Below are 392 nucleotides of genomic sequence, written 5' to 3' on the forward strand. Positions count from 1 at the left end.
CGATCAATCCCTCACGGTCGCATATCATTAATACTTGAGTAAATAGTGGTTCAATTTGGTCTTTCATTTTAGCGACAAAACTAGCAATAGAAGTGTAATGAGGTTGCTCATCACCAGATAAACTCATGAAGGTAATATTGGTTTCACACGCATTCGCAATACGTCGGCTACTAACTAACCCACGTGAATAACCAAACAGAACTATCTTCAACATCACTGACGGTGGGTAAGCTGCGGCGCCACCTTTGTCGTTGTCATACCATTTATCAAATGAACTTAAATCAAGATGTTTGTCCACAATATGGGAAAGTGCATATTCAAAAGTACCGGGGATAATTTGCTGTGCGAAATCAATCGGAATGAATTTACTTTGGCAAGATAAGTCAGGTTTG

The 392-nt window shown here is 39.5% G+C and carries 1 protein-coding gene; it reads right to left on the bottom strand.

The window, feature by feature from the left end; all coding sequences use genetic code 11:
- On the bottom strand, positions 1–392 hold a 392-nt coding region (locus V6255_RS18030), incomplete at both ends, for a transposase (protein WP_341629378.1).

Source organism: Psychromonas arctica, from assembly GCF_038155225.1.
Classification (GTDB): Bacteria; Pseudomonadota; Gammaproteobacteria; order Enterobacterales; family Psychromonadaceae; genus Psychromonas; species Psychromonas arctica_B.